At 60.1% G+C, this 24,130-nt stretch carries 24 protein-coding genes; 22 read left to right on the top strand and 2 right to left on the bottom strand.

Translation table 11 applies throughout. The features are described 5' to 3' along the window. Nucleotides 1-89 precede the first annotated feature (89 nt). The 11 genes from AABM55_RS20355 (at nucleotide 90) to AABM55_RS20305 (ending at nucleotide 10,480) form a co-directional block, all read left to right on the top strand. Nucleotides 90-2,324, top strand: a complete 2,235-nt coding sequence (locus tag AABM55_RS20355; RefSeq protein ID WP_347927562.1) for a DNA internalization-related competence protein ComEC/Rec2 — start codon at nucleotides 90-92, stop codon at nucleotides 2,322-2,324. Between the two features lie 110 nt (nucleotides 2,325-2,434). Beyond that, nucleotides 2,435-3,070, top strand: a complete 636-nt coding sequence (locus AABM55_RS20350) for a MotA/TolQ/ExbB proton channel family protein (protein WP_019689340.1) — start codon at nucleotides 2,435-2,437, stop codon at nucleotides 3,068-3,070. Next, nucleotides 3,067-3,495: a biopolymer transporter ExbD gene (locus AABM55_RS20345; protein ID WP_019689341.1), complete on the top strand. Its 429-nt coding sequence runs from the start codon at nucleotides 3,067-3,069 to the stop codon at nucleotides 3,493-3,495. The genes AABM55_RS20350 and AABM55_RS20345 overlap by 4 nt, the downstream gene beginning before the upstream one ends. After that, nucleotides 3,495-4,505, top strand: a complete 1,011-nt coding sequence (gene lpxK / locus AABM55_RS20340; RefSeq protein ID WP_019689342.1) for a tetraacyldisaccharide 4'-kinase — start codon at nucleotides 3,495-3,497, stop codon at nucleotides 4,503-4,505. Before AABM55_RS20345 ends, lpxK begins: the two co-directional genes overlap by 1 nt. A gap of 24 nt (nucleotides 4,506-4,529) precedes the next feature. Next, the gene (locus AABM55_RS20335) at nucleotides 4,530-4,715 is read left to right on the top strand and encodes a Trm112 family protein (protein ID WP_019689343.1); all 186 of its coding nucleotides are present in this window, start codon (nucleotides 4,530-4,532) and stop codon (nucleotides 4,713-4,715) included. Beyond that, nucleotides 4,712-5,476, top strand: coding sequence for a 3-deoxy-manno-octulosonate cytidylyltransferase (gene kdsB / locus AABM55_RS20330; RefSeq protein WP_103317684.1), 765 nt, complete (start codon nucleotides 4,712-4,714; stop codon nucleotides 5,474-5,476). Before AABM55_RS20335 ends, kdsB begins: the two co-directional genes overlap by 4 nt. Further along, complete coding sequence (locus AABM55_RS20325; RefSeq protein ID WP_347927559.1) at nucleotides 5,476-5,940, top strand: low molecular weight protein-tyrosine-phosphatase; 465 nt, start codon at nucleotides 5,476-5,478, stop codon at nucleotides 5,938-5,940. Before kdsB ends, AABM55_RS20325 begins: the two co-directional genes overlap by 1 nt. Beyond that, nucleotides 5,937-6,956 (top strand): UDP-N-acetylmuramate dehydrogenase, encoded by a 1,020-nt coding sequence (murB, locus tag AABM55_RS20320; protein ID WP_347927558.1) that lies wholly within the window; start codon nucleotides 5,937-5,939, stop codon nucleotides 6,954-6,956. Before AABM55_RS20325 ends, murB begins: the two co-directional genes overlap by 4 nt. A 136-nt stretch (nucleotides 6,957-7,092) precedes the next feature. After that, a complete protein-coding gene (locus AABM55_RS20315) occupies nucleotides 7,093-7,563 on the top strand; it encodes a (2Fe-2S)-binding protein (protein ID WP_347927556.1) in 471 nt (156 codons plus the stop codon). Beyond that, complete coding sequence (locus AABM55_RS20310) at nucleotides 7,560-9,875, top strand: xanthine dehydrogenase family protein molybdopterin-binding subunit (RefSeq protein WP_347927554.1); 2,316 nt, start codon at nucleotides 7,560-7,562, stop codon at nucleotides 9,873-9,875. Before AABM55_RS20315 ends, AABM55_RS20310 begins: the two co-directional genes overlap by 4 nt. Beyond that, nucleotides 9,875-10,480 carry a nucleotidyltransferase family protein gene (locus AABM55_RS20305; protein WP_347927553.1) on the top strand — a complete coding sequence of 202 codons (606 nt, stop codon included), beginning with the start codon at nucleotides 9,875-9,877 and terminating at the stop codon, nucleotides 10,478-10,480. Before AABM55_RS20310 ends, AABM55_RS20305 begins: the two co-directional genes overlap by 1 nt. A 198-nt stretch (nucleotides 10,481-10,678) precedes the next feature. Here the strand turns inward: AABM55_RS20305 and rne are convergent, their stop codons facing one another. Continuing rightward, nucleotides 10,679-13,855: a ribonuclease E gene (gene rne, locus AABM55_RS20300; RefSeq protein WP_347927551.1), complete on the bottom strand. Its 3,177-nt coding sequence runs from the start codon at nucleotides 13,853-13,855 to the stop codon at nucleotides 10,679-10,681. Nucleotides 13,856-14,595: 740 nt separating this feature from the next. Here rne and rluC point away from each other — a divergent pair. The 3 genes from rluC to AABM55_RS20285 are packed head-to-tail and all read left to right on the top strand — an operon-like array spanning nucleotide 14,596 to nucleotide 17,218. Continuing rightward, a complete protein-coding gene (gene rluC / locus AABM55_RS20295; RefSeq protein ID WP_054593352.1) occupies nucleotides 14,596-15,555 on the top strand; it encodes a 23S rRNA pseudouridine(955/2504/2580) synthase RluC in 960 nt (319 codons plus the stop codon). Then, nucleotides 15,545-16,207 carry an HAD-IA family hydrolase gene (locus tag AABM55_RS20290; RefSeq protein ID WP_054593351.1) on the top strand — a complete coding sequence of 221 codons (663 nt, stop codon included), beginning with the start codon at nucleotides 15,545-15,547 and terminating at the stop codon, nucleotides 16,205-16,207. The genes rluC and AABM55_RS20290 overlap by 11 nt, the downstream gene beginning before the upstream one ends. Nucleotides 16,208-16,228: 21 nt before the next feature. Next, the gene (locus AABM55_RS20285; protein ID WP_347927549.1) at nucleotides 16,229-17,218 is read left to right on the top strand and encodes a S49 family peptidase; all 990 of its coding nucleotides are present in this window, start codon (nucleotides 16,229-16,231) and stop codon (nucleotides 17,216-17,218) included. 60 nt (nucleotides 17,219-17,278) lie between these two features. On the opposite strand, the gene AABM55_RS20280 is transcribed toward AABM55_RS20285, so the two are convergent. After that, complete coding sequence (locus tag AABM55_RS20280; protein WP_347927547.1) at nucleotides 17,279-17,857, bottom strand: nucleoside triphosphate pyrophosphatase; 579 nt, start codon at nucleotides 17,855-17,857, stop codon at nucleotides 17,279-17,281. Between the two features lie 105 nt (nucleotides 17,858-17,962). Here AABM55_RS20280 and AABM55_RS20275 point away from each other — a divergent pair, with 105 nt between their 5' ends. From AABM55_RS20275 to pabC, 8 genes are all read left to right on the top strand, one after another. Continuing rightward, nucleotides 17,963-18,490, top strand: a complete 528-nt coding sequence (locus AABM55_RS20275) for a YceD family protein (protein ID WP_008152342.1) — start codon at nucleotides 17,963-17,965, stop codon at nucleotides 18,488-18,490. 13 nt (nucleotides 18,491-18,503) lie between these two features. Then, the gene (gene rpmF / locus AABM55_RS20270) at nucleotides 18,504-18,686 is read left to right on the top strand and encodes a 50S ribosomal protein L32 (protein ID WP_003179396.1); all 183 of its coding nucleotides are present in this window, start codon (nucleotides 18,504-18,506) and stop codon (nucleotides 18,684-18,686) included. A gap of 3 nt (nucleotides 18,687-18,689) precedes the next feature. Next, nucleotides 18,690-19,700, top strand: a complete 1,011-nt coding sequence (gene plsX, locus AABM55_RS20265; protein ID WP_081013687.1) for a phosphate acyltransferase PlsX — start codon at nucleotides 18,690-18,692, stop codon at nucleotides 19,698-19,700. Nucleotides 19,701-19,826: 126 nt separating this feature from the next. Then, nucleotides 19,827-20,765, top strand: coding sequence for an ACP S-malonyltransferase (gene fabD / locus AABM55_RS20260; protein WP_054593347.1), 939 nt, complete (start codon nucleotides 19,827-19,829; stop codon nucleotides 20,763-20,765). A gap of 17 nt (nucleotides 20,766-20,782) precedes the next feature. Next, nucleotides 20,783-21,523 (top strand): 3-oxoacyl-ACP reductase FabG, encoded by a 741-nt coding sequence (gene fabG, locus AABM55_RS20255; protein ID WP_054593346.1) that lies wholly within the window; start codon nucleotides 20,783-20,785, stop codon nucleotides 21,521-21,523. 197 nt (nucleotides 21,524-21,720) lie between these two features. Then, nucleotides 21,721-21,957, top strand: a complete 237-nt coding sequence (gene acpP / locus AABM55_RS20250) for an acyl carrier protein (RefSeq protein ID WP_003175607.1) — start codon at nucleotides 21,721-21,723, stop codon at nucleotides 21,955-21,957. Between the two features lie 110 nt (nucleotides 21,958-22,067). Continuing rightward, on the top strand, nucleotides 22,068-23,312 hold the full coding sequence (gene fabF, locus AABM55_RS20245; protein ID WP_054593345.1) for a beta-ketoacyl-ACP synthase II: 1,245 nt from the start codon (nucleotides 22,068-22,070) through the stop codon (nucleotides 23,310-23,312). After that, entirely contained in the window at nucleotides 23,312-24,127 is an 816-nt protein-coding gene (pabC, locus tag AABM55_RS20240) for an aminodeoxychorismate lyase (RefSeq protein ID WP_347930069.1), read from the top strand. The genes fabF and pabC overlap by 1 nt, the downstream gene beginning before the upstream one ends. Nucleotides 24,128-24,130: the final 3 nt, after the last annotated feature.

Genomic DNA, 24,130 nt, shown 5'->3' with positions numbered 1-24,130 from the left:
GAGCGCCCGTTCAGACTTTGTGACAATTAATAAATGCGGACTGTGGTAACTCGGCTAATCCAAGAGAGGGGACTCTCAAGGACAGGCTAATGCGCACAGGGATGTTGGCGCTCGCGTTGGGTCTGTTGGCCTTGCGTTTTTTACCGGTGTTGCCACCGGTCTGGTTACTGCTGTTGCTGCCCGTACTGGCATTGATGCTGTTGCCATTTCGCACGTACCCACTGGCGTTTTTTCTGTTCGGTTTCAGCTGGGCGTGTGCCAGTGCGCACTGGGCCTTGGCGGATCGTTTGGCGCCGGACCTCGACGGGCAAACCCGCTGGGTCGAAGGACGAGTCGTCGGCTTGCCGCAGAACGCGCAAGGCGTGGTGCGTTTCGAGTTGGCCGATAGCGAATCGCGGCGCACACGCTTGCCGGGTTTAATGCGATTGGCCTGGTACGACGGTCCGACGGTCAACAGCGGCGAGCGCTGGCGACTGGCGGTGAAATTGAAGCGCCCCACAGGCCTGCTCAATCCGCAGGGCTTTGATTACGACGCTTGGCTGTTGGCACAACGCATCGGCGCGACGGGAAGCGTCAAGGACGGGCAGTTGCTCCGGCCTGCACAAGGGGCTTGGCGTGATGCTGTTCGCCAGCGTTTGCTGGCGGTCGATGCACAAGGGCGAGAGGGGGCGTTGGCGGCGCTGGTGCTGGGCGACGGCTCTGGGTTGAGCAGCGAAGACTGGCGCGCGTTGCAAGACACCGGCACCGTGCATTTGCTGGTGATCTCCGGGCAGCACATCGGTTTGCTGGCCGGAATGGTTTATCTGCTGATTGCCGGATTGGCGCGTTATGGATTGTGGCCGCAGAGATTGCCTTGGCTGCCGTGGGCCTGCGGCATGGCATTCGCGGCGGCGCTCGGTTACGGGTTGCTCGCCGGTTTCGAGGTGCCGGTGCGCCGGGCCTGCGTGATGATCGGTCTGGTGCTGTTATGGCGCCTGCGGTTTCGTCATCTGGGGGCCTGGTGGCCTTTGCTGCTGGCGTTGAATACGGTGTTGTTGCTTGAGCCGTTGGCCAGTTTGCAGGCGGGGTTCTGGTTGTCATTTGCAGCGGTGGCGGTGCTGATTTTTACCTTCGGCGGCCGTTTGGGCGCCTGGCGCTGGTGGCAAACCTGGACGCGGGCGCAATGGCTGATCGCGATTGGCTTGTGTCCGTTGCTGCTGATACTCGGTTTGCCCATCAGTCTCAGTGGCCCGTTGACCAATCTGCTGGCCGTGCCGTGGATCAGCCTGGTGGTGTTGCCCCCGGCTTTGCTCGGGACGTTGCTGTTGCCGCTGCCTTATATCGGCGAGGGGCTGTTGTGGCTGGCCGGCGGCTTGCTTGACGTGCTGTTCAACGGTCTGGCATTGGTGGCCGGGCGGATACCGGCATGGGTTGCCCCGGTGATTCCCCTTTGGGTCTGGGGGATAAGTGCTTCGGGCGCTTTTCTGCTGTTGTTACCCAAAGGCCTGCCCATGCGGTTGTTGGGCTGGCCGATGCTGCTGTTGATGGTGCTCCCGCCACTCAGATCCGTACCTGACGGCATGGCTGAAATCTGGCAACTGGACGTCGGCCAGGGCTTGGCCATTGTGGTCCGCACGCGTCATCACACGTTGCTCTACGATGCTGGTCCGCGTTTCGGTGATTTCGATCTGGGCGAGCGGGTGGTGTTGCCGTCGTTGCGCAAGCTCGGTGTGCGCAAGCTGGAGGTGATGTTGATCAGTCATGCCGATGCCGATCACGCCGGTGGCGCGCGCTCGGTCGCACGCGGATTGCCGGTGGCGCAGGTGCTCAGCGGTGATCCCGAAGCCCTGCCGGCCGAGTTGTACGCGCAGGCCTGCGAGAGCGGTCAGCGCTGGGAGTGGGACGGTGTGGGTTTTACGCTCTGGCAATGGTCCGGGGCGAGTGAGAGCAACCAGAAGTCCTGCGTCCTGCAGATCGAAGCCAACGGCGAGCGTCTGTTGTTGACTGGCGACATCGACGCCTGGGCCGAGCAGGCGTTGCTGGAAAGTCCGCTGGCGGTCGCGACCGACTGGCTACAAGCGCCGCATCACGGCAGTCGCAGCTCATCGTCGATGGCCTTTCTCACCGCGTTGGCACCCAAGGCTGTGTTGATTTCTCGTGGGCACGACAATTCGTTCGGTCATCCGCATCCGCAAGTGCTGGCGCGTTATCGCAAGCTGGGTATGCAGGTTTATGACAGCGCCGAGCAGGGCGCCTTGCGTTTGCGTCTGGGGGCGTTCGAGGCGCCCGAGTCACTGCGCCAGCAACCACGTTTCTGGCGTGCACCGCCGTTGGTCAGCCAATAACCACCGGTCATCAGCGCGGCGCGCCATGCGACACACGGTCTGTGGCGTGTCGGGTCTCTCTGTCGAGTCTGTATGTTAAAGTGGCGGACTTTTTCGAGGGGACTGTCACTGTGTGGGAATTGGTCAAATCCGGCGGCTGGATGATGCTGCCGATCATTCTGAGTTCCATCGCGGCAATGGCGATCGTTGCCGAGCGTCTCTGGACCTTGCGGGCCAGCCGTGTGACCCCGGAGCATTTGCTCGGGCAGGTCTGGGTCTGGATCAAGGACAAGCAACTCAACAAGGAAAAACTCAAGGAACTGCGCGCCAACTCACCGTTGGGCGAGATCCTCGCCGCGGGCCTGGCCAACTCCAAGCATGGTCGCGAGATCATGAAAGAGTGCATCGAAGAGGCCGCCGCCCGGGTGATCCACGAGCTGGAACGCTACATCAACGCGCTGGGCACCATCGCCGCCATGGCGCCGTTGCTCGGCCTGCTCGGCACGGTGTTGGGCATGATCGATATCTTCAGTTCGTTCATGAGCACCGGCATGACCACCAACGCAGCGGTGCTGGCCGGCGGTATTTCCAAAGCCTTGATCACCACGGCTTCAGGCCTGATCGTCGGTATCCCGTCGGTGTTCTTCCACCGGTTCCTGCAACGGCGCATCGATGAACTCGTCGTGGGCATGGAGCAGGAAGCCATCAAGCTGGTTGAAGTGGTGCAGGGCGACCGTGACGTCGATCTGGCTGAGGGCAAAGCGTGAAATTCCGCCGTAAGCAACGGGAGAACGTGGACATCAACCTCGTGTCGCTGATCGACGTGGTGTTTGTCCTGCTGCTGTTCTTCGTCGTGACCACCACTTTTACCCGGGAAACCCAGCTGCGCGTCGACCTGCCGGAAGCTGTCAGCGGGTCACCTGCCGAAGACCAGCAGGCCAAGCAACTGGACATCGCCATCAGCGCCGACGGCGTGTTTTCGGTCAACAACCAATTGTTGCCGAAGAACGATCTGGCCAGCCTGATCGACGCCTTGAAGAAGGAGTCGAATGGCGACACCAATTCGCCGCTGTCGATCAGCGCCGATGGCAAAACCCAGCATCAGGCCGTCGTCACGGCGATGGATGCCGCGGGCAAGCTGGGTTTCACCCACTTGCGCATGACCACCGTTGAGGCGGCGCCGGCACCCTGATGGCCATGTCCGATCGCTTGCTCGCCGCCTGGTACGCCGGTCATCCGGCGCTGAAACTGTTGCAGCCACTGGAGTGGCTGTACCGGCGCGTGGTCACGGCCAAGCGCGAACGGTTTCTGGCCGGCCAGGGCGAGATCTACCAGCCACCGGTGCCGCTGATCGTGGTTGGCAACATTACGGTGGGCGGTACCGGCAAGACGCCGTTGATCCTGTGGATGATCGAACACTGCCAGCGCAGCGGCTTGCGGGTTGGTGTGGTCAGTCGCGGTTATGGCGCCAAACCGCCGCAATTGCCCTGGCGGGTCGACGCCGGGCAGAGCGCGGCCATCGCAGGCGACGAACCGTTGTTGATCGTCCAGCGCACCGGCGTGCCATTGATGATTGACCCAGATCGCAGTCGCGCCGTGCAGGCACTGCTGGCCGCTGAGCCGCTGGATCTGATTCTGTCTGACGATGGCATGCAACATTACCGTCTGGCACGCGATCTTGAGCTGGTGCTGATCGATGCCGCACGCGGACTGGGCAATAAGCGCTGCCTGCCGGCTGGCCCTCTGCGTGAGCCGGTCGAACGCCTGCAAAGCGTCGATGCGCTGCTCTACAACGGTGCCACGGCAGATCGCGACGACGGCTTTGCCTTCCAGCTGCGACCGACCGCGCTGGTCAACCTGCTGACGGGCGAACGGCGCTCGCTTGAGCATTTCCCTGCTGGCCAGGCCTTGCACGCGGTGGCCGGAATCGGTAATCCGCAACGTTTCTTCAATACCCTTGAAACGCTACACTGGCAGCCTGTTCCACATGCTTTTGCCGACCACGCCGAATACAGCGCGGCGGCCTTGAATTTCACACCGTCGCTACCGTTGGTGATGACCGAGAAGGATGCGGTGAAATGCCGAACCTTCGCGGCCGCTGACTGGTGGTATCTGACGGTCGATGCTGCGCCATCGCCGGCCTTCGTGGCCTGGTTCGACACGCAGTTGATGCGGCTGTTGCCCGCACGGCTTTTGCCTTAAAACGCTTTTATCCAGGGAATGCTCATGGACACCAAATTGCTCGACATCCTCGCTTGCCCGATCTGCAAAGGTCCGCTCAAGCTCAGCGCCGATAAAACCGAGCTGATCAGCAAAGGCGCCGGTCTGGCCTATCCGATTCGTGATGGCATTCCGGTGATGCTCGAAAGCGAAGCGCGCACCCTGACGGCAGAAGAGCGTCTGGATAAATGAGCACTGCCTTCACCGTTGTGATTCCGTCGCGTTTTGCTTCCACCCGTCTGCCGGGCAAGCCTCTGCAAATGATTGCCGGCAAGCCGATGATCCAGCACGTCTGGGAACAGGCGAGCAAAAGCAGTGCGCAACGGGTGGTGGTTGCCACGGACGATGCGCGCATTGTCGAGGCCTGCAAGGCCTTTGGCGCTGAAGTGGTGATGACTCGCGAGGACCACAACTCCGGCACCGATCGTCTGGCTGAAGTCGCTGCCCAACTGGGCCTGGCGCCGGACGCTATCGTGGTCAACGTGCAGGGCGACGAGCCGTTGATTCCACCGAGTGTGATCGATCAGGTTGCGGCCAACCTGGCGGCCCATACCGAAGCGCGCATGGCGACTCTGGCCGAGCCGATCGAAGACGTTGAAACCCTGTTCAACCCCAACGTGGTCAAGGTCGTCAGCGATCTGAATGGCCTGGCGCTGACGTTCAGCCGCGCGACCTTGCCGTGGGCGCGTGACGACTTCGCCAAGAGCCGCGAGCAATTGCCGGCTGGCGTTCCTTACCGTCGGCACATCGGGATCTATGCCTATCGCGCCGGTTTCCTGCATGACTTCGTCAGCTGGGGCCCATGCTGGCTGGAAAACACCGAGAGTCTGGAGCAGCTGCGAGCGCTCTGGCACGGTGTGCGGATTCACGTTGCCGATGCACTGATTGCGCCGCCACCGGGTGTCGACACGGCTGAAGACCTCGAGCGCGTTCGTCGCCTGCTGGAGGCCTGATGCGGGTTCTGTTCGTCTGCCTGGGCAACATCTGCCGTTCACCCACGGCTGAAGGTGTGCTGCGACACAAACTGCGTGAAGCGGGTCTGGCCGATCAGGTCGAAGTGGCTTCTGCGGGCACCGGCGACTGGCACGTCGGCAAGGCGCCGGACAAGCGCAGCCAGGCCGCCGCGTTGCGCCGTGGTTATGACTTGTCTGCGCAACGTGCTCAACAGGTCACGCGCGCCGACTTTTCCAGCTATGACCTGATCCTCGCCATGGACCACAGCAACCTGCGCAACCTCAAGGCGTTGCAACCGGCCAAGGGCAGGGCGGAGCTGGATTTGTTCCTGCGCCGCTATGAGTCGAGCGTGGATGAGGTACCGGATCCTTATTACGACGGCGATCAAGGCTTCGAGCAGGTGCTGGACCTGATCGAGCGCGCCAGCGATTTGCTGGTGATTGAATTGAAGGGACGCTTATGACTTTGCACCTGCAATCGCAGGTTTCGCTGAAGCCGTATAACAGCTTTGGCGTGGACGTGCGCGCGCAATGGTTCGCCGAAGCCCACAGTGATGCCGATGTGCGCGAGGCGCTGGCGTATTCGGCGGCGCACGCTGTGCCGCTGCTGGTGATTGGCGGTGGCAGCAACCTGTTGTTGACCGCAGACATTGCCGCGCTGGTGCTGCGCATGGCCACCCGTGGTATTCGGGTGTTGAGCGACGACGGCAGTCAGGTGGTGATCGAAGCCGAGGCCGGTGAAAGCTGGCACCCGTTTGTGCAATGGACACTGGCGCAGGGCCTGTCGGGCCTTGAGAACCTCAGCCTGATCCCCGGCACCGTCGGTGCCGCGCCGATGCAGAACATCGGGGCCTATGGGGTCGAGATCAAGGATGTGTTCGCCGGTCTGACCGCGCTGGACCGCCAGACCGGCGAGCTGCGCGATTTCACGCTGGCCGAGTGCAACTTTGCCTACCGTGACAGCCTGTTCAAGCAGCAAGTCGGTCGCTGGCTGATCCTGCGGGTGCGTTTTGCCCTGAACCGCGTCGAGCATCTGCATCTGGAATACGGCCCGGTTCGTCAGCGCCTGACCGAGCAAGGCATCGATCATCCCACTGCGACCGATGTCAGCCAGGCGATTTGCAGCATTCGCAATGAGAAACTCCCTGACCCGGCGGTGCTCGGCAATGCCGGCAGCTTCTTCAAGAACCCGTTGGTATCGGCAGCGCTGGCGGCACAAATTCGCCTCGAGCATCCGGGCCTGGTTGGTTATCCACAAGCGGATGGCCGGGTGAAACTGGCGGCTGGCTGGTTGATCGAGCAGGCGGGCTGGAAAGGCTTTCGTGACGGCGACGCCGGCGTGCATCGCTTGCAGTCGCTGGTGCTGGTCAACTACGGCACGGCCACCGGGCTTGAGTTGCTTAACCTGGCACAGCGGATCCAGAGAGACATCGCCGAGCGCTTCAATGTCGAGCTGGAGATGGAGCCGAATCAGTATTGAGCTACGCTTGATCGCTGAATCCAGAGCCCTGCACACCTTCCTTGGTTGCAGGGCTTTTTTGTTAATGCTGAGTTAACTTAGCCTGCTAACGATGCAATCATTTGCTCCATAACTCTACCTATATGCGGGCGTGCCCATGATTACCCTGAAGCTCAATGGTCAAGATCATCAACTCGACGTCACCGAGGACATGCCGCTGCTCTGGGCAATCCGCGATGTGGCCGGTTACAACGGCACCAAATTCGGTTGCGGCATGGGCCTGTGTGGCGCCTGCACGATTCATATCGACGGCGCCCCGGCGCGCAGTTGCATCACGCCTATCGGTTCGGTGATCGGGCAGGACGTCAGCACCATCGACAACTTGCACAGCGATCCGGTTGGCCAGGTCGTCCAGCAAGCCTGGCTCGACACGGCAGTCGCCCAGTGCGGATTTTGCCAGGGCGGGCAGATCATGTCGGCCACGGCGTTGCTCAAGACCAACCCCAATCCCAGCGATGAACAGATCGAACAGGCGATGGTCGGCAATATCTGCCGCTGCGGCACGTACAACCGCATCAAGACCGCGATCCGCCAGGCCTCCACTCATCTGCAGGAGCGCAAGGCATGAGCCAGCTACCGAATGATTTCGCCCTGAGCAACCTCAGTCGTCGCGGTTTTCTCAAAGGCGTGAGTGCGACCGGTGCGCTGGTGCTCGCTGCCAGTTGGGGCTGGCAGGACGCGTTCGCCGAAGAGAAGAAATTCGGTGCCGCCGGTATGCCCAACGGCTGGATCGATGATCCCAAGGTCTACGTGAGCATTGCCGCCGACGGCAGCGTGACGGTGGTCTGCAACCGCTCGGAAATGGGCCAGGGCGTGCGCACCAGCTTGAGCATGGTGGTCGCCGATGAACTGGACGCCGATTGGGCAATGGTCAAAGTCCGGCAAGCGCCGGGCGATGAGGTGCGCTTCGGCAACCAGGACACCGACGGTTCGCGCAGCATGCGCCATTGGTATGAGCCGATGCGCCGTTGCGGTGCTGCTGCGCGAACCATGCTGGAACAAGCCGCAGCCGATCAGTGGAAAGTCCCGGTTGGCGAATGCCGCGCGCAATTGCACAAAGTTATCCACCAGCCCACCGGGCGTGAACTCGGCTACGGTGCGCTCGCCGCCGCTGCGGGTGCGCTGTCAGTGCCGGCTCGTGAAAGCCTGCGGCTCAAGCAGTCGTCGGAATTCCGTTATATCGGTAAGGAAGGGACTAAGGCTATCGATGGTGCGGACATCGTCAATGGTCGTGCGGTCTACGGTGCCGACGTGCACTTTGACGGCATGCTCTTCGCCACCGTGGCGCGGCCGGCGGTTTATGGCGGCAAGGTCAAGTCCTTCGATGCCAGTGCGGCGCTGAAGGTCCCGGGCGTGGTCAAGGTCATCCAGATTGAAAGCCGCCCATTGCCCTCGGAATTCCAGCCGTTGGGCGGGGTGGCGGTGATTGCCAGCAATACCTGGGCGGCGATCAAGGGTCGTGAGGCGTTGAAGATCGAGTGGGATGACGGTGCCAATGCCGGTTACGACTCGATTGCCTATCGCAAGGAGCTGGAAGCCGCAGCCCTGAAACCGGGCAAAGTGGTGCGCAGCACCGGCAATATCGACGAGGCCATGAACAGCGCCGACAGCAGTCTGGAAGCGGCCTACTACTTGCCGCATCTGGCACAGTCGCCAATGGAGCCGATGGTTGCCGTTGCACGTTTCAAGGACGGCCATTGCGAAGCCTGGGCGCCAAGTCAGGCGCCGCAAGTGACCCGCGAGCGCATCGCCGAGCGTTTGGGTATCCCATTCGACAAGGTCACAGTCAATGTCACCTTGTTGGGCGGTGGTTTCGGTCGCAAGTCCAAGCCGGACTTCATTCTTGAAGCGGCAATCCTGGCCAAGGAGTTTCCCGGCAAGGCTGTGCGGGTGCAATGGACCCGTGAAGACGACATCCACTGTTCGTACTTCCATACCGTCTCGGCGGAATACCTCAAGGCCAGCCTGAACAAGGACGGTATGCCGTCCGGCTGGTTGCACCGCACCGTGGCGCCCAGCATCACCGCGTTGTTCGCGCCAGGCATGAATCACGAGGCGGCCTTCGAGTTGGGCATGGGCTTTACCAACATGGCCTACGCGATTCCCAATGTGCGCCTGGAAAACCCTGACGCGGTGGCGCATACCCGGGTTGGTTGGTATCGCTCGGTGTCGAACATTCCTCACGGTTTCGCGATTCAGAGCTTTGTCGATGAGTTGGCACACAAGGCCGGACAAGACCCGCTGAAGTACCAGATCAAGCTCTTGGGGCCGGACCGTCAGATCGATCCGCGAACCCTGAGCGAAGAGTGGAACTACGGCGAATCCCCTGAGCGTTATCCGATCGATACGGCGCGCCTGCGTGGCGTTCTGGAAGCGGCGGCCAGGGGTGCCGGCTGGGGGCGCAAATTGCCCAAGGGTCGTGGTTTGGGCCTGGCGGTGCATTACAGCTTCGTCACCTATGTGGCGGCGGTCATCGAGGTTGAAGTCAAGGATGACGGTACGCTGATCGTGCACAAGGCCGACATCGCGGTCGATTGTGGTCCGCAGATCAACCCGGAACGGATTCGCTCGCAGTTCGAAGGCGCCTGCGTGATGGGCCTGGGTAACGCGGTGCTGGGCGAAATCAGCTTCAAGGACGGCAAGGTCCAGCAGGACAACTTCCATATGTACGAAGTGGCGCGCATGTCCCTGGCGCCGAAAGAGGTGGCGGTGCATTTGGTCACGCCACCCGGCAATGTGCCGCTGGGCGGTGTCGGTGAACCGGGCGTGCCGCCCATCGCTCCGGCGCTGTGCAATGCGATCTTCGCCGCCACCGGCAAGCGTATTCGCAGCTTGCCAGTTCGCTACCAGTTGCAAGGCTGGCAGCAGACCAAAGCCTGATGCGCAGCGTTGAACAGGGTATGAAGCTGGGCGCGATCATTCTTGCGGCGGGGCAGGGCAGTCGTTATCGACAAGTGGCGGGTGCCGACCAGGACAAGTTGCTGGCGATGTGCGAAGGGCGCGACGGCATTGTGCGACCGGTGATCGAGCAGGTGCTGCGCAATCTGCCGAAGGGCGTGGACACCCGGTTGTTGGTGACGACGCCGGATCGTCCAGAGGTTGCACGGCTGGCCCGGGCTTATGGTTGCCAGGTGCTGTTGCTGGCGTCGGCGGGCATGGGCGACAGCATTGCGGCGGCGGTCGCTGCGTGCCCGGCGCTGGATGGCTGGCTGGTGGTGTTGGGCGATATGCCGTTTATCTTGCCGTCGAGTATTGAGCGGATTGTCGAGGGGATTGCACTCGATACGATCAGTGTGCCGGTGCAGGGTGGCGAGTTTGGGCATCCGGTAGGATTTGGGCGTTCGTTGGGTGCCGCGTTGATGGCGTTGTCCGGCGACCGTGGGGCCAAGCCGCTGTTTGCCTCGGTGAAAGTGGTTGAGGTGACGGTGGAGGATCCGGGCGTGTTGTGGGATGTGGATGTGCCTGAGGCGTTGATCTTTCAGTAGGTGTCGCCTGACAGATTGCCATCGAGGGTAAGCCTTGCTCCTACAAGTCATGTGTCCTTCGCATCATCACAGGTCGACATAAAACTGTAGGAGCAAGGCTTGCCCTCGATGAACGATAACGCGGTAGGCCTGCTTCACCGCAGGCATAAAAAAGCCCCGCCTGGGTTACCAGGCGGGGCTTTTTAGTGGCTGATGGAATCAGGCGAGCGGTTTAGGCTCGTGTTCTTTTTCCAGGGCCTCAGGTTTGTGCTCTACCACTTCTTCGACGGAACGCAGGTTTTCGTCGATGGTTGGGGCAGCAGGCTCGGCAGTCACTTCGGCGGCCGGGGCAGGGGCTGCCTCGACGACTTCAGCAACAACCGGAGCAGGCTCGACAGCAGCAACCGGTGCAGCAGCGGCAGCCAGTTCGGCTTCCTTCTGCAGGCGCTCGGCTTCACGCTTGCGGCGACGCACTTCACGTGGGTCGTTTGGCGCGCGGCCGCTTGGCGTCAGGGCGCTGACCGGGGCGGCTTCGACAACCGGTGCAGCCACTTCGGCGACAACCGGAGCTTCAACCACTGGAGCAGGCTCGGCAACAACAGCCGGGGCTTCAGCGACTGGCGCTGGAGCTTCGACAGCTGCGGTTTCTGCAACCCAGTTGAACGCAGTTTGCTCTTCGCGAACCTCAGGCGCTTTTTCAGCGACCGGGGCTTCAACCACAGGCTCTGCAACGACTACTGGCTGTTCGACAACTACGGCTGGTTCAACAGCCGCGTGAACTTCAGGCTGTGCTTCACGAACTGGAGCTACTTCAACGGCAGGAGCGACTGGCACTTCGACCGGGGTGGTGGCTTCCACGACTGGCGCTTCAACCTGAGCCACTTTCTGAACAGCTTCTTCAGTCACGGCAGTAGTCGCGCGTTCAGCTTGCTGATGAGCCTGAGCTTCAGCAGGAGCGCTGATCACAGTGCTGGCAACAGCGGCGGTAACGGCCAGGCCGGCAGCCAGTTCGGCGCTTGTTGGCTCTTCGCTGGTTTCGGACTCTTCCGAGCCTTCGATCACGTTGCCGTTGGCATCGCGTTGACGCTCGCGACGGTTGCTGCGACGACGCTGACCACGGGAACGGCGGCGTGGACGATCGCCTTCGGCGTTGTCCTGGCCATCTTCCTGCAGTTGCTCTTCGCTGGTTGGCAGCTCTTCTTCAGCAACGGCGGCAGCGGCTTGTTCGGCACGTGGTTGACGTTCTTCACGCGGTGGGCGTGGAGCGCGCTCTTCACGTGGCTGACGAGCCGGACGCTCTTCAGCAACAGCCGTTACAGCGGCGGCAGCGGCTGGCGCGGCATCCAGAGGTTCACGCAGTTCACGAACCGGGCGCTCTTCACGCTCGCCACGTGGTTTGCGGTCTTCACGAGGGGCGCGTGGTGCGCGCTCTTCACGCGGTGGACGCGGTGCGCGTTCTTCGCGAGCGACTGCTGGAGTCTCTTCGCGGGCTTCGCGTGGTTGACGCTCTTCACGAGGCTCGCGCGGTGCGCGTTCTTCACGAGGGGCGCGCTCTTCGCGTGGCTTGCGTTCTTCATCGCGGCGACCGTTACGGTTGCGGCTCTGCTGACGACCGTTACGACGCTCTTCGTTGCGTGCCGGACGCTCGGCGGCTGGTTTTTCAACCACAACCGGAGCAGCAGGCTCTTCCTTGGTGGCGAACAGGCTCACCAGCGATTTCACCAGGCCTTTGAACAGGCTTGGCTCTGGCGCTGCGACCGGAGCGGCAACGACTTCGGTCGGAACCGGAGCGTTGGCGCGGGCTGGAGCGGTTTTCACGGCGGCTTCCTGGCGAACCAGGGTGCGGGTGGCGGCGGCCGGTTGAACTTCTTCCACTTCAGCAGCGGCAGCAGCGATTTCGTAGCTGGACTGGTTGATGTGGGCTTCCGGGCTGTCATCGCGCAGACGCTGAACTTCGAAGTGCGGCGTTTCGAGGTGATCGTTCGGCAGGATGACGATGCGGGCACGGGTGCGCAGTTCGATCTTGGTGATCGAGTTGCGTTTTTCGTTCAGCAGGAACGCAGCGACCGGGATCGGCACTTGTGCGCGAACTTCGGCAGTGCGGTCTTTCAGGGCTTCTTCTTCGATCAGGCGCAGGATCGCCAGCGACAGCGATTCAACGTCACGGATGATGCCGGTGCCGTTGCAGCGAGGGCAGACGATGCCGCTGCTTTCGCCCAGCGATGGGCGCAGGCGCTGACGGGACATTTCCAGCAGGCCGAAGCGCGAGATGCGACCGACTTGCACGCGAGCGCGGTCGGCTTCCAGGCATTCGCGGACTTTCTCTTCCACGGCGCGCTGGTTCTTGGCAGGGGTCATGTCGATGAAGTCGATGACGATCAGGCCGCCGATGTCGCGCAGGCGCAACTGACGGGCGATTTCTTCGGCAGCTTCAAGGTTGGTCTGCAGGGCGGTTTCTTCGATATCACTGCCTTTGGTGGCGCGCGCCGAGTTGATGTCGATGGACACCAGGGCTTCGGTCGGATCGATAACGATGGAGCCGCCGGAAGGCAGTTCAACGACGCGCTGGAAAGCGGTCTCGATCTGGCTTTCGATCTGGAAACGGTTGAACAGCGGAACGCTGTCTTCGTACAGCTTGATCTTGCTGGCGTACTGCGGCATCACCTGGCGGATGAAGGTCAGGGCTTCGTCCTGGGCTTCAACGCTGTCGATCAGCACTTCGCCGATGTCCTGGCGCAGATAGTCGCGGATCGCACGGATGATCACGTTGCTTTCCTGATAGATCAGGAATGGCGCGGAACGATCCAGCGAGGCTTCTTTGATGGCGGTCCACAGTTGCAGCAGGTAATCGAGGTCCCACTGCATTTCTTCGCTGCTGCGGCCAAGGCCGGCAGTGCGCACGATCAGCCCCATGTCAGCCGGGGCAACCAGGCCGTTCAGGGCTTCACGCAGTTCGTTGCGCTCTTCACCTTCGATGCGACGGGAGATACCGCCGGCACGCGGGTTGTTCGGCATCAATACCAGGTAACGACCGGCCAGGCTGATGAAGGTGGTGAGGGCGGCGCCCTTGTTGCCACGTTCTTCTTTTTCGACCTGAACGATGACTTCCTGGCCTTCGCTCAGGACGTCCTTGATGTTGACGCGGCCTTCAGGGGCTTTCTTGAAGTATTCGCGGGAGATTTCTTTGAGGGGCAGGAAGCCGTGGCGCTCAGAGCCGAAATCGACAAAGGCAGCCTCAAGGCTTGGTTCGATGCGAGTAATCCGGCCTTTATAGATGTTGGCCTTCTTCTGCTCGCGTGCACCGGACTCGATGTCCAGGTCGTAGAGGCGCTGGCCATCTACCAGTGCAACACGCAACTCTTCGGGTTGAGTTGCGTTAATCAGCATTCTTTTCATGTAGTACCGTCGGTTTCCGGGCTGCCGGAAACGGCGTTCGGCACACACGACTTCTCACGGTCGGTGTCAGGTGCGTCAGGAGTGGTTGGCCACTCCAGTGTCTAGCGAGGTTCGACCAATTGGGCCGGAGTCGCGACGTACGCGTCCTGCTTGCTGTGGCTACTTAAGCACTCAGTCAGGAGGAGGAATCAACCGGCGACTGTGGACGAGATGAAGCGTCTAAATATAAGCCTAGTGCTACACAGTCCGACGGTTGTGCATCTCCACCCTACACGTATCCCTGATAATTCGGGTGCTGCCGCGCGCAGAATCCGCAGCGGGTTGGCATTTACCGTGTTCTCCAATGGGGAGTTCACGCTCATGGCTACACAAGACTGGGTGTCAGCTGTTTTGCTGGTACTCAGCTTGTAACAGGCGTTGTTTCCGAAGCACTCGCTCAAGGGCTGGTTCGGGACTGACTGCACTTTGTGAACTGGCCGTAAATATCGGCGCATCAGACGAGTGGTTACTCTGTTGCTGCGCTCGCTTCAGGCCTCATGTCACCTGCGCTTGTTACAATCACAAACCTTCCAATCGTTGCGAAAGCCCCGTAGGACGGCCTCGCGTCCTGATGAATTGCGTTGGTCAGGGCCGGCAATTTGCCGTTTGTCCTCTGTCCAGGCCGCTTTTGGCGGCGTTCGCGACTATAGCAGCAATGATTAAGTGCTTCAATTCCATAAAAAATTGTTATCATTCGCGGCATGACGACTACTGCCCCCTCGACCCCAAGCGTACAACTGCTGGAGGTCTCGCCGGAATATGCCGGCCAACGTATTGATAACTTCCTTCTTGCTCGGCTCAAAGGCGTGCCCAAGACCTTGATTTACCGCATTTTGCGTAAAGGCGAAGTGCGTGTGAACAAAGGTCGGATCAAGCCCGAATACAAGCTGCAGGCGGGCGACATCGTGCGCGTGCCGCCGGTGCGTGTGCCGGAGCGCGACGAGCCTGTGCCATTGGCGCAAGGGTTGTTGCAGCGACTCGAAGCCTCGATTGTCTTCGAAGACAAGGCGCTGATCGTGATCAACAAGCCTTGCGGCATCGCTGTTCACGGCGGCAGCGGCTTGAATTACGGCGTGATCGAAGCCTTTCGTCAGTTGCGTCCGGATTGCAAGGAGCTTGAGCTGGTTCACCGTCTCGATCGTGACACCTCCGGCCTGCTGATGATCGCCAAAAAACGCAGCATGCTGCGTCACTTGCACACGGCATTGCGCGGCGATGGTGTCGATAAGCGCTATATGGCGCTGGTCCGCGGTAACTGGGCTGCCTCGATCAAGCAAGTCCGTGCGCCGCTGGGCAAGAGCAATCTGCGCTCCGGCGAACGCATGGTCGAGGTCGACGAGGAGGAGGGCAAGGAGTCCGTGACCGTGTTCAAGGTCCTGCGTCGCTTTGGCGACTTTGCCACCCTGATCGAAGCCAAACCGATCACCGGCCGGACTCACCAGATTCGCGTCCACACCTTGCACGCCGGGCACTGCATCGCTGGCGACACCAAGTACGGCGATGACGACTTCAGCAAAGAGATTCGCGATCTGGGCGGCAAGCGCCTGTTTCTCCATGCCTATATGCTGACTGTGTCGCTGCCTGATGGTGGTGAGCTCAAGCTTCAGGCGCCGGTGGATGAAATGTGGGCCAAGACCGTGGAGCGCCTGAGTGCACCCTGATTACAAGTTGCTGATTTTCGATTGGGACGGCACGTTGGCCGACTCCATTGGTCGGATTGTCGAGGCGATGCATGTGGCGTCGCAGCGATCCGGTTTTCAGTTACGTGATGATCTTGCTGTCAAAGGCATCATCGGCCTGGGGCTGCCCGAAGCAATTCGCACGCTGTATCCGGAAATTGGCGATGACGAGCTGGTGGCATTCCGTCAGCACTATGCGGATCACTACATCGCCTCGGAGGCCGTGCCTTCGCCGTTGTTTGACGGTGTTGTCGAGTCGCTTGAGGCGTTTCGTGCCGAGGGTTATCACCTGGCGGTGGCTACCGGCAAAGCGCGTCGCGGGCTGGATCGTGTGCTGAAGTCCCACGGTTGGGAGGATTATTTCGATATCACTCGCGCCGCCGATGAAACCGCCAGCAAGCCGCATCCGCTGATGCTCGAACAGATTCTCGCCCATTGCGACGTCCGCCCTGAGCAGGCGTTGATGGTGGGGGATTCGTCGTTCGATCTGCAGATGGCGCGCAACGCCGGGATGGATTCGGTTGCCGTCAGCTATGGTGCTCAATCGATGGAAGCCTTGCGCGTGTTCGAACCGCGCCTGGCCATTGATCATTTTTCGCAATTGCACGCCTGGCTGGGTCAGCGGGCCAATTAAGTTTTTGTTGGGGTGGATGGAATGACCGACGAATGGAAGGCGCCAGCCAAGGCCAGTGCCGAAGATGGCGAAGACAAGAGCTGGAAGCTGCTTGAGAAAACCCTGCTTGCGGGAGTGCAGGAGCAGCGTCGCTCGCGGCGTTGGGGGATTTTTTTCAAGCTGCTGACCTTTGTTTATCTGCTCATCGCGTTGATCCTCTTTACTCCGCTGATGGATATCGAAAAAAGCGCGACTCGCGGGTCGAGCTACACGGCGTTGATCGAAATAACCGGGATGATTGCCGACAAGGAATCGGCCAGTGCCGACAACATTGTCGGCGGTTTGCGCGCCGCGTTCGAAGATCCGAAGGTCAAGGGCATCGTGCTGCGAATCAACAGTCCGGGCGGCAGTCCGGTGCAGTCGGGTTATGTCTACGATGAGATTGGTCGTCTGCGTGCCCTGCATCCGGCGATCAAGGTGTATGCAGTGATTTCCGATCTGGGGGCTTCGGGGGCGTACTACATCGCCAGTGCGGCGGACCAGATCTACGCCGACAAGGCGAGCCTGGTGGGTTCGATTGGCGTGACGGCGGCCGGTTACGGGTTTGTCGGGACCATGGAAAAACTTGGTGTCGAGCGTCGGACCTATACGTCCGGCGAGCATAAGTCGTTCCTCGATCCGTTCCAGCCGGAAAAGCCGGATGAGATCAAGTTCTGGCAGGGTGTGCTGGATACCACTCACCAGCAGTTTATCGCCAGTGTCAAAAAGGGCCGCGGCGACCGCTTGAAAGACAAAGAGCATCCGGAGTTGTTCTCCGGACTGGTCTGGTCGGGCGAGCAGGCGCTGCCATTGGGCTTGATCGATGGTTTGGGCAGTGCCAGTTCGGTGGCGCGTGACGTAATCGGCGAGAAAGAGCTGGTCGACTTCACGATTCAAGAGTCGGCGTTCGACCGCTTCTCGAAAAAACTCGGCGCCAGCGTGGCTGAGCAGTTGGCGATGTGGATGGGCTTTCATGGGCCGGCATTGCGCTGATCGTCGCGCAATATAAAAAAACCGGCCTGCGAGGCCGGTTTTTTTTGAAAGGTCGTAGCCTCAGGGAATCTGCACGCCTTCAGCCAGCAGCATGTCCACCAGGCGAATCAGCGGCAGGCCGACCAGGCTCGTGGCGTCGGGGCCTTCGGTGCTTTGAAACAGGCTCACACCCAATCCTTCGGCCTTGAAGCTGCCAGCGCAGTCGTAGGGCTGTTCGGCGCGCAGGTAGCGTTCAATGTGTGCCTGATCCAGTGTGCGCATGTGTACGGTGAAGGGGATGCAGTCGAGCTGGCAATGGCCGGTCTGGCTGTTGAGCACCGCCAGGCCGGTCAGGAAGGTCACGCTGGCGCCGCTGGCGGCCAATAATTGATCGCGAGCCTTCTCGAACGTGTGGGGTTTGCCAATAATCCGTCCGTCGAGCACGGCGACTTGGTCCGAGCCGATAATCAAATGGGCGGGATGACTGCCGGCCAGCGCCTGGGCTTTTTCGCGGGCCAGGCGTTTTACCAGTTCGATGGCTGGTTCTTCCGGTTGATGGCTTTCGTCGATATCCGGTGAGCTGCAGGTAAATGGCAGTTGCAAGCGGGTCAGCAATTCGCGGCGATAGACCGAGCTTGAAGCAAGTAATAAAGGCAGCATACGGCTCTCCAAAAGTCAGTCGCAAATTCTAGCGGGGCTTCCAAGTGACGGACAGGACTGAATTTCCTTTGACATGGCTGGGGGCATCCCTATAATGCTGCGCCTATGTTGAATGACCCGATTCCACCTCACGTTGACCCGCGCAAATTGGCTGATCGTGGCACCACCCTTCAAGGTGAAATGCTGCTGGCCGATTTGGAGAGACTCTGCGACCCGCTTTCCGACACTGTCGGTACGGTGCAGGCTAAATTCGTTTTTGAACGAGATGAACGTAAATCTGTGGTTATCCACAGTTTTATCGACACCGAAGTCAAAATGGTTTGCCAGCGTTGTCTTGAGCTGGTCACCCTGCCGATTCACAGCGAATGCAGTTATGCTGTGGTGAAGGAGGGTGCGAATACCCAGTCGTTGCCGAAAGGTTATGACGTGCTGGAACTGGGCGAAGATCCTTTGGATCTGCAGTCACTGATCGAGGAGGAGCTTCTGCTCGCCTTGCCCATTGTGCCTGCTCATCATCCGGAAGAATGCCAGCAGCCGGCGGGTCTCGATGAGCCCGAACCGAGCGAGGACGAGGTAACGCGGTCCAACCCGTTCAGTGTATTGGCGCAGTTAAAGCGTGACCCAAACGTTTAGGAGTTAATCAATTATGGCTGTTCAGCAGAACAAAAAATCCCGCTCCGCCCGTGACATGCGTCGTTCGCACGATGCTCTCGAGGCAAGCACCCTGTCCGTAGAAAAGACCACTGGTGAAGTTCACCTGCGTCACCACGTATCGCCAGAAGGCGTATACCGTGGCCGTAAAGTGATCGACAAGGGCGCTGACGAGTAATCCTTGTCCGCTCAAGTCATCGCGATTGACGCAATGGGCGGGGACTTCGGTCCCCGCAGCATTGTTCAGGCCAGCCTTGCTTGTCTGTCTGCTACGCCCTCGCTGCACCTGACCCTCGTCGGTCAACCCTCCCTTTTAGAAGAATTGATCGCCAGCCAGTCGGCTGTGGATCGCGCGCGCCTGACGATTGTGCCGGCCAGCGATGTGATTGGCATGGATGAAAAGCCTTCCCAGGCCCTGCGTGGCAAGCCGGACTCCTCGATGCGGGTTGCGCTTGAGTTGTTGCGTGATGGCAAGGTTCAGGCCTGTGTCAGTGCCGGCAATACCGGTGCGCTGATGGCGTTGTCGCGTTATGTGCTCAAGACCTTGCCGGGTATCGATAGACCGGCCATGGTGGCGGCGATCCCGACGCAGCGCGGTTATTGCCAGTTGCTCGATCTGGGGGCGAATGTCGATTGCAGTGCCGAGCACCTGTTCCAGTTCGCGGTGATGGGCTCGGTGGCGGCTGAAACCTTGGGCATTGCTCGGCCGAAGGTCGCATTGCTGAACATCGGCACGGAAGACATCAAGGGCAATCAACAGGTCAAGCTGGCGGCGACGCTGCTGCAAAACGCTCGCGGGCTGAATTACATCGGCTTCGTCGAAGGTGATGGCTTGTACCGTGGCGAGGCTGACGTGGTGGTTTGCGACGGTTTTGTCGGCAATATCCTGCTCAAATCCAGCGAAGGGCTGGCGACCATGATCGCCGGGCGGATCGAGGCGTTGTTCAAGCAAAACCTGGCATCGAGAATGGTCGGGGCTCTGGCGTTGCCGCTGATGAAGCGTCTACAGGCTGATCTGGCGCCTGCGCGACATAATGGCGCAAGCTTCCTCGGTTTGCAGGGGATCGTCGTTAAAAGTCACGGTTCGGCCGGTGTACAGGGCTTCCAGAGTGCCATTCAGCGCGCCTTGATCGAGATTCAGGAGAACCTCCCGCAGCGGCTTCACGGTCGCCTCGAGGATTTGTTGCTTTAGGCATTTTCGCTCGACAATGCTTAAATGTGACCGCTCAGTTCAATTAGCCATCCAACTGTCAGTTTCTTGCGTCCAGCAGTACAGGACGTCAATTCTCCGACGACAAGATCATTAGGGGCTTGTTACATGTCTGCTTCCCTCGCATTCGTCTTTCCAGGACAGGGTTCGCAGTCCCTCGGCATGCTGGCCGAGTTGGGCGCGCAACATCCGTTGATCCTCGAAACTTTCAAAGAAGCTTCCGATGCCCTGGGTTACGACCTGTGGGCACTGACCCAGCAAGGGCCGGAAGAGCAGCTCAATCAAACCGACAAAACCCAACCGGCGATTCTCACCGCTTCGATTGCCTTGTGGCGTCTGTGGCTGGCTGAGGGCGGCGCGCGTCCGGCTTACGTTGCCGGTCATAGCCTGGGTGAGTACAGCGCGCTGGTCGCGGCCGGTAGCCTGAGTCTGGGTGACGCCGTGAAGTTGGTAGAGCGTCGCGGTCAGTTGATGCAAGAAGCGGTGCCGGCCGGGCAGGGCGGTATGGCTGCCATTCTCGGTCTGGACGACGCTGATGTGCTGGCTGCCTGTGCCGAAGCGGCGCAAGGCGAAGTCGTCAGCGCGGTCAACTTCAACTCGCCAGGCCAGGTGGTAATCGCCGGTGCCAAGGCGGCTGTCGAACGCGCCATTGAAGGCTGCAAGGCGCGTGGTGCCAAGCGCGCCATGCCGCTGCCGGTCAGCGTACCGTCGCACTGTGAGCTGATGCGCCCGGCTGCCGAGCGCTTTGCCGAGTCGATCGCTGCGATCAACTGGCAGGCTCCGCAAATCCCGTTGGTGCAGAACGTCAGCGCTGATGTGGCGCCGGATCTGGAAACGCTTACGCGCGATCTGCTCGAGCAGCTTTACAAGCCGGTTCGCTGGGTTGAGTCGGTCCAGGCGCTGGCCGCCAAAGGCGCTACTCAACTGGTTGAATGCGGTCCGGGCAAAGTCCTGGCTGGCCTGAACAAGCGCTGCGCCGAAGGCGTGTCGACCTCTAACCTGAACACCCCGGATGCTTTCGCTGCTGCTCGTGCAGCGTTGGCCTGAACTTAGGAGAAGCCTGCATGAGTCTGCAAGGTAAAGTTGCACTGGTTACCGGCGCGAGCCGTGGTATTGGCCAGGCTATCGCACTGGAACTGGGTCGTCAGGGCGCTATCGTGGTGGGTACTGCGACTTCTGCTTCGGGCGCTGAGCGCATCGCGGCAACCCTGAAAGAAAACGGCATTCAAGGCACTGGCCTTGAGCTCAATGTCACCAGCGACGAGTCCGTAGCGGCCGTGCTGGCGAGCATTCAGGAGCAATTCGGTGCGCCGGCGATTCTGGTGAATAATGCCGGTATCACCCGCGATAACCTGATGATGCGCATGAAAGATGACGAGTGGCATGACGTTATCGACACCAACCTGAACAGTCTGTTTCGCCTGTCCAAGGGTGTTTTGCGTGGCATGACCAAGGCGCGTTGGGGACGAATTATCAGTATTGGTTCGGTTGTGGGTGCCATGGGCAACGCAGGCCAAGTAAACTATGCAGCCGCCAAGGCAGGTCTGGAAGGTTTCAGCCGCGCTCTGGCGCGTGAAGTAGGTTCGCGCTCGATTACGGTCAACTCGGTGGCCCCTGGGTTCATCGATACCGATATGACCCGCGAACTGCCAGAAGCGCAGCGTGAAGCCTTGCAGGCGCAAATTCCGCTGGGCCGTCTGGGGCAAGCTCAAGAGATCGCGTCCGTGGTCGCTTTTCTTGCGTCGGACGGTGCGGCTTACGTTACTGGGGCTACAATCCCGGTGAACGGCGGGATGTACATGTAATTCAAATGTGACGGATTGCTTCAAAAAAATGTCATACGAGCTGTCTAAAATCCGTTATAAAGCTGCAATCTATTTATAGGCAGAGGGTCGTCAGGGTTTGAGGAGTGAAGCTTTCAGTTGAAAAACTGAAAAGCCTTTCTATACACTTACCCACTGGCCAGCTGCCTGAATTTGTCCATTAGGAGTGAAAACAAGGTATGAGCACCATCGAAGAGCGCGTCAAGAAAATCGTTGCTGAGCAACTGGGCGTTAAAGAAGAAGAAGTTGTGAACACTGCTTCCTTCGTTGAAGACCTGGGTGCCGACTCCCTTGACACCGTTGAGCTGGTGATGGCTCTGGAAGAGGAATTCGAGACCGAAATTCCTGACGAAGAAGCTGAGAAGATCACTACTGTACAAGCTGCCATCGACTACGTTACTAGCCATCAGGCGTAATAGTTTGTAGCCGTTGTTAGCTGTCATGGAAAAACCGCACTGCCATCACGGCGTGCGGTTTTTTCCTTTAGGCCTGATGCAAAGTCGTCATTTGAAAAAAGGAGAGTGCTGTGTCGCGTAGACGCGTCGTAGTCACCGGTATGGGTATGTTGTCGCCACTGGGCACGGATGTGCCGAGCAGCTGGCAGGGTATTCTGGCTGGCCGCAGTGGCATTGGTCTGATCGAACACACCGACCTTTCTGCCTATTCCACCCATTTTGGCGGCTCGGTAAAGGGCTTCAATGTCGAGGAATACCTGTCGGTCAAGGAAGCTCGCAAACTCGACCTGTTCATTCAATACGGTCTGGCAGCAGGGTTTCAGGCAGTGCGTAACGCTGGCCTGGAAGTCACCGACGCCAATCGTGAACGCATCGGCGTGGCCATGGGCTCGGGTATTGGTGGTCTGACCAATATCGAAGAAACCAGCCGCACGCTGCATGATTCGGGGCCACGGCGGATTTCTCCGTTTTTCGTGCCGGGCTCGATCATCAATATGATTTCCGGTTTCCTGTCCATCCATCTGGGTACGCAGGGGCCTAACTACGCCATTTCGACAGCCTGTACCACCGGTACGCACTGCATCGGTATGGCGGCGCGCAATATTGCCTACGGCGAAGCCGACGTGATGATTGCCGGTGGTGCCGAGATGGCCGCTTGCGGTCTCGGCATGGGTGGCTTTGGTGCTGCTCGTGCATTGTCGACCCGCAATGACGAGCCGACCCGCGCCAGCCGTCCATGGGACAAGGGCCGTGATGGCTTCGTGTTGTCCGACGGTGCCGGTGCGTTGGTGCTTGAAGAGCTGGAGCACGCCAAGGCGCGTGGTGCGACCATTTACGCCGAGCTGATCGGCTTTGGCATGAGCGGCGATGCGTATCACATGACCTCGCCGCCGGCCGATGGCGCAGGCGCCGCACGTTGCATCGTCAACGCGCTGCGTGACGCCAAGCTGAACGTCGACCAGGTCCAGTACATCAACGCCCATGGTACGTCGACCTCGGCCGGCGACCTCGCCGAAGTCTGCGCGATCAAGTCGGTGTTTGGCGATCACGCCTACAAGCTGGCGGTCAGCTCGACCAAGTCCATGACCGGTCACCTGCTGGGTGCGGCGGGCGCGGTTGAAGCGATTTTCAGTGTGCTGGCAATCAACGGCCAGGTGGCGCCACCGACCATCAACCTCGATGAACCGGATGAAGGTTGCGACCTCGACTTCGTGCCACACGCGGCGCGTGATACGAAGATCGATGTGGTGCTCTCCAACTCGTTCGGTTTTGGCGGTACCAATGGCTCGCTGGTGTTCCGTCGGTTCGCTGAATGATGGAAAGCTGGGTCGACGGTCAGCCGGCTGACGCACTGTCGCTAAAAGACCGCGGCCTGGCGTATGGCGATGGTCTGTTCGAGACCATCGCTGTCAAGGGTGGGCAGCCATTGTTGCTGGATCGACATTTGAGTCGTCTGGCCGATGGCTGCTCGCGCTTGGCGATTAACGCGGATCATGCATTGATTCGCAGCGAGCTGCTGACCTACGCCGCCGCCCTTGGCGAAGGTGTGCTCAAGCTGATGCTGACCCGTGGCGATAGCCAGCGCGGTTACGCAGCCGATCCATCGGTGTCGCCGCGGCGTATTCTTCTAGGCAATCCTCCTGCGGCTTATCCTGCCGTGCACGCGCAGCAAGGTATTCGGCTGTTTCCCTGCGCTACCCGACTTTCCGAGCAGCCGCTACTGGCCGGCCTCAAGCACCTCAATCGTCTCGAACAAGTCATTGCCCGTTCCGAATGGCAGGACGGCGAGCACGCCGAAGGCTTGATGCTGGATCTTCAGGGACGGGTGATCGAGGGTGTTTTCAGTAATCTGTTCCTGGTGCTTGATGGCGCGTTGTTGACGGCTGATCTGAGTCGTTGTGGCGTCGCCGGAGTGATGCGCGCCGAACTCTTGTCCCAGGCCGAAAGGCTGGGGATTGTCATGCATGTCACTGACATCAGTCTTGATCAACTGCAACAGGCTGATGAAGTTTTCGTCTGCAACAGCGTGTACGGCATCTGGCCGGTACGCGCTTATGTTGCACTGAGCTGGCCGGTTGGGCCGCTCACCCGTAAACTGCAAGGCATTGCCCGCGCGCTACTGGATGCTTGATTC

The sequence above is a fragment of the Pseudomonas helvetica genome (assembly GCF_039908645.1).
In the GTDB taxonomy this organism is placed as follows: domain Bacteria; phylum Pseudomonadota; class Gammaproteobacteria; order Pseudomonadales; family Pseudomonadaceae; genus Aquipseudomonas; species Aquipseudomonas helvetica.
This window is presented reverse-complemented; position numbering and strand designations above follow the sequence as displayed.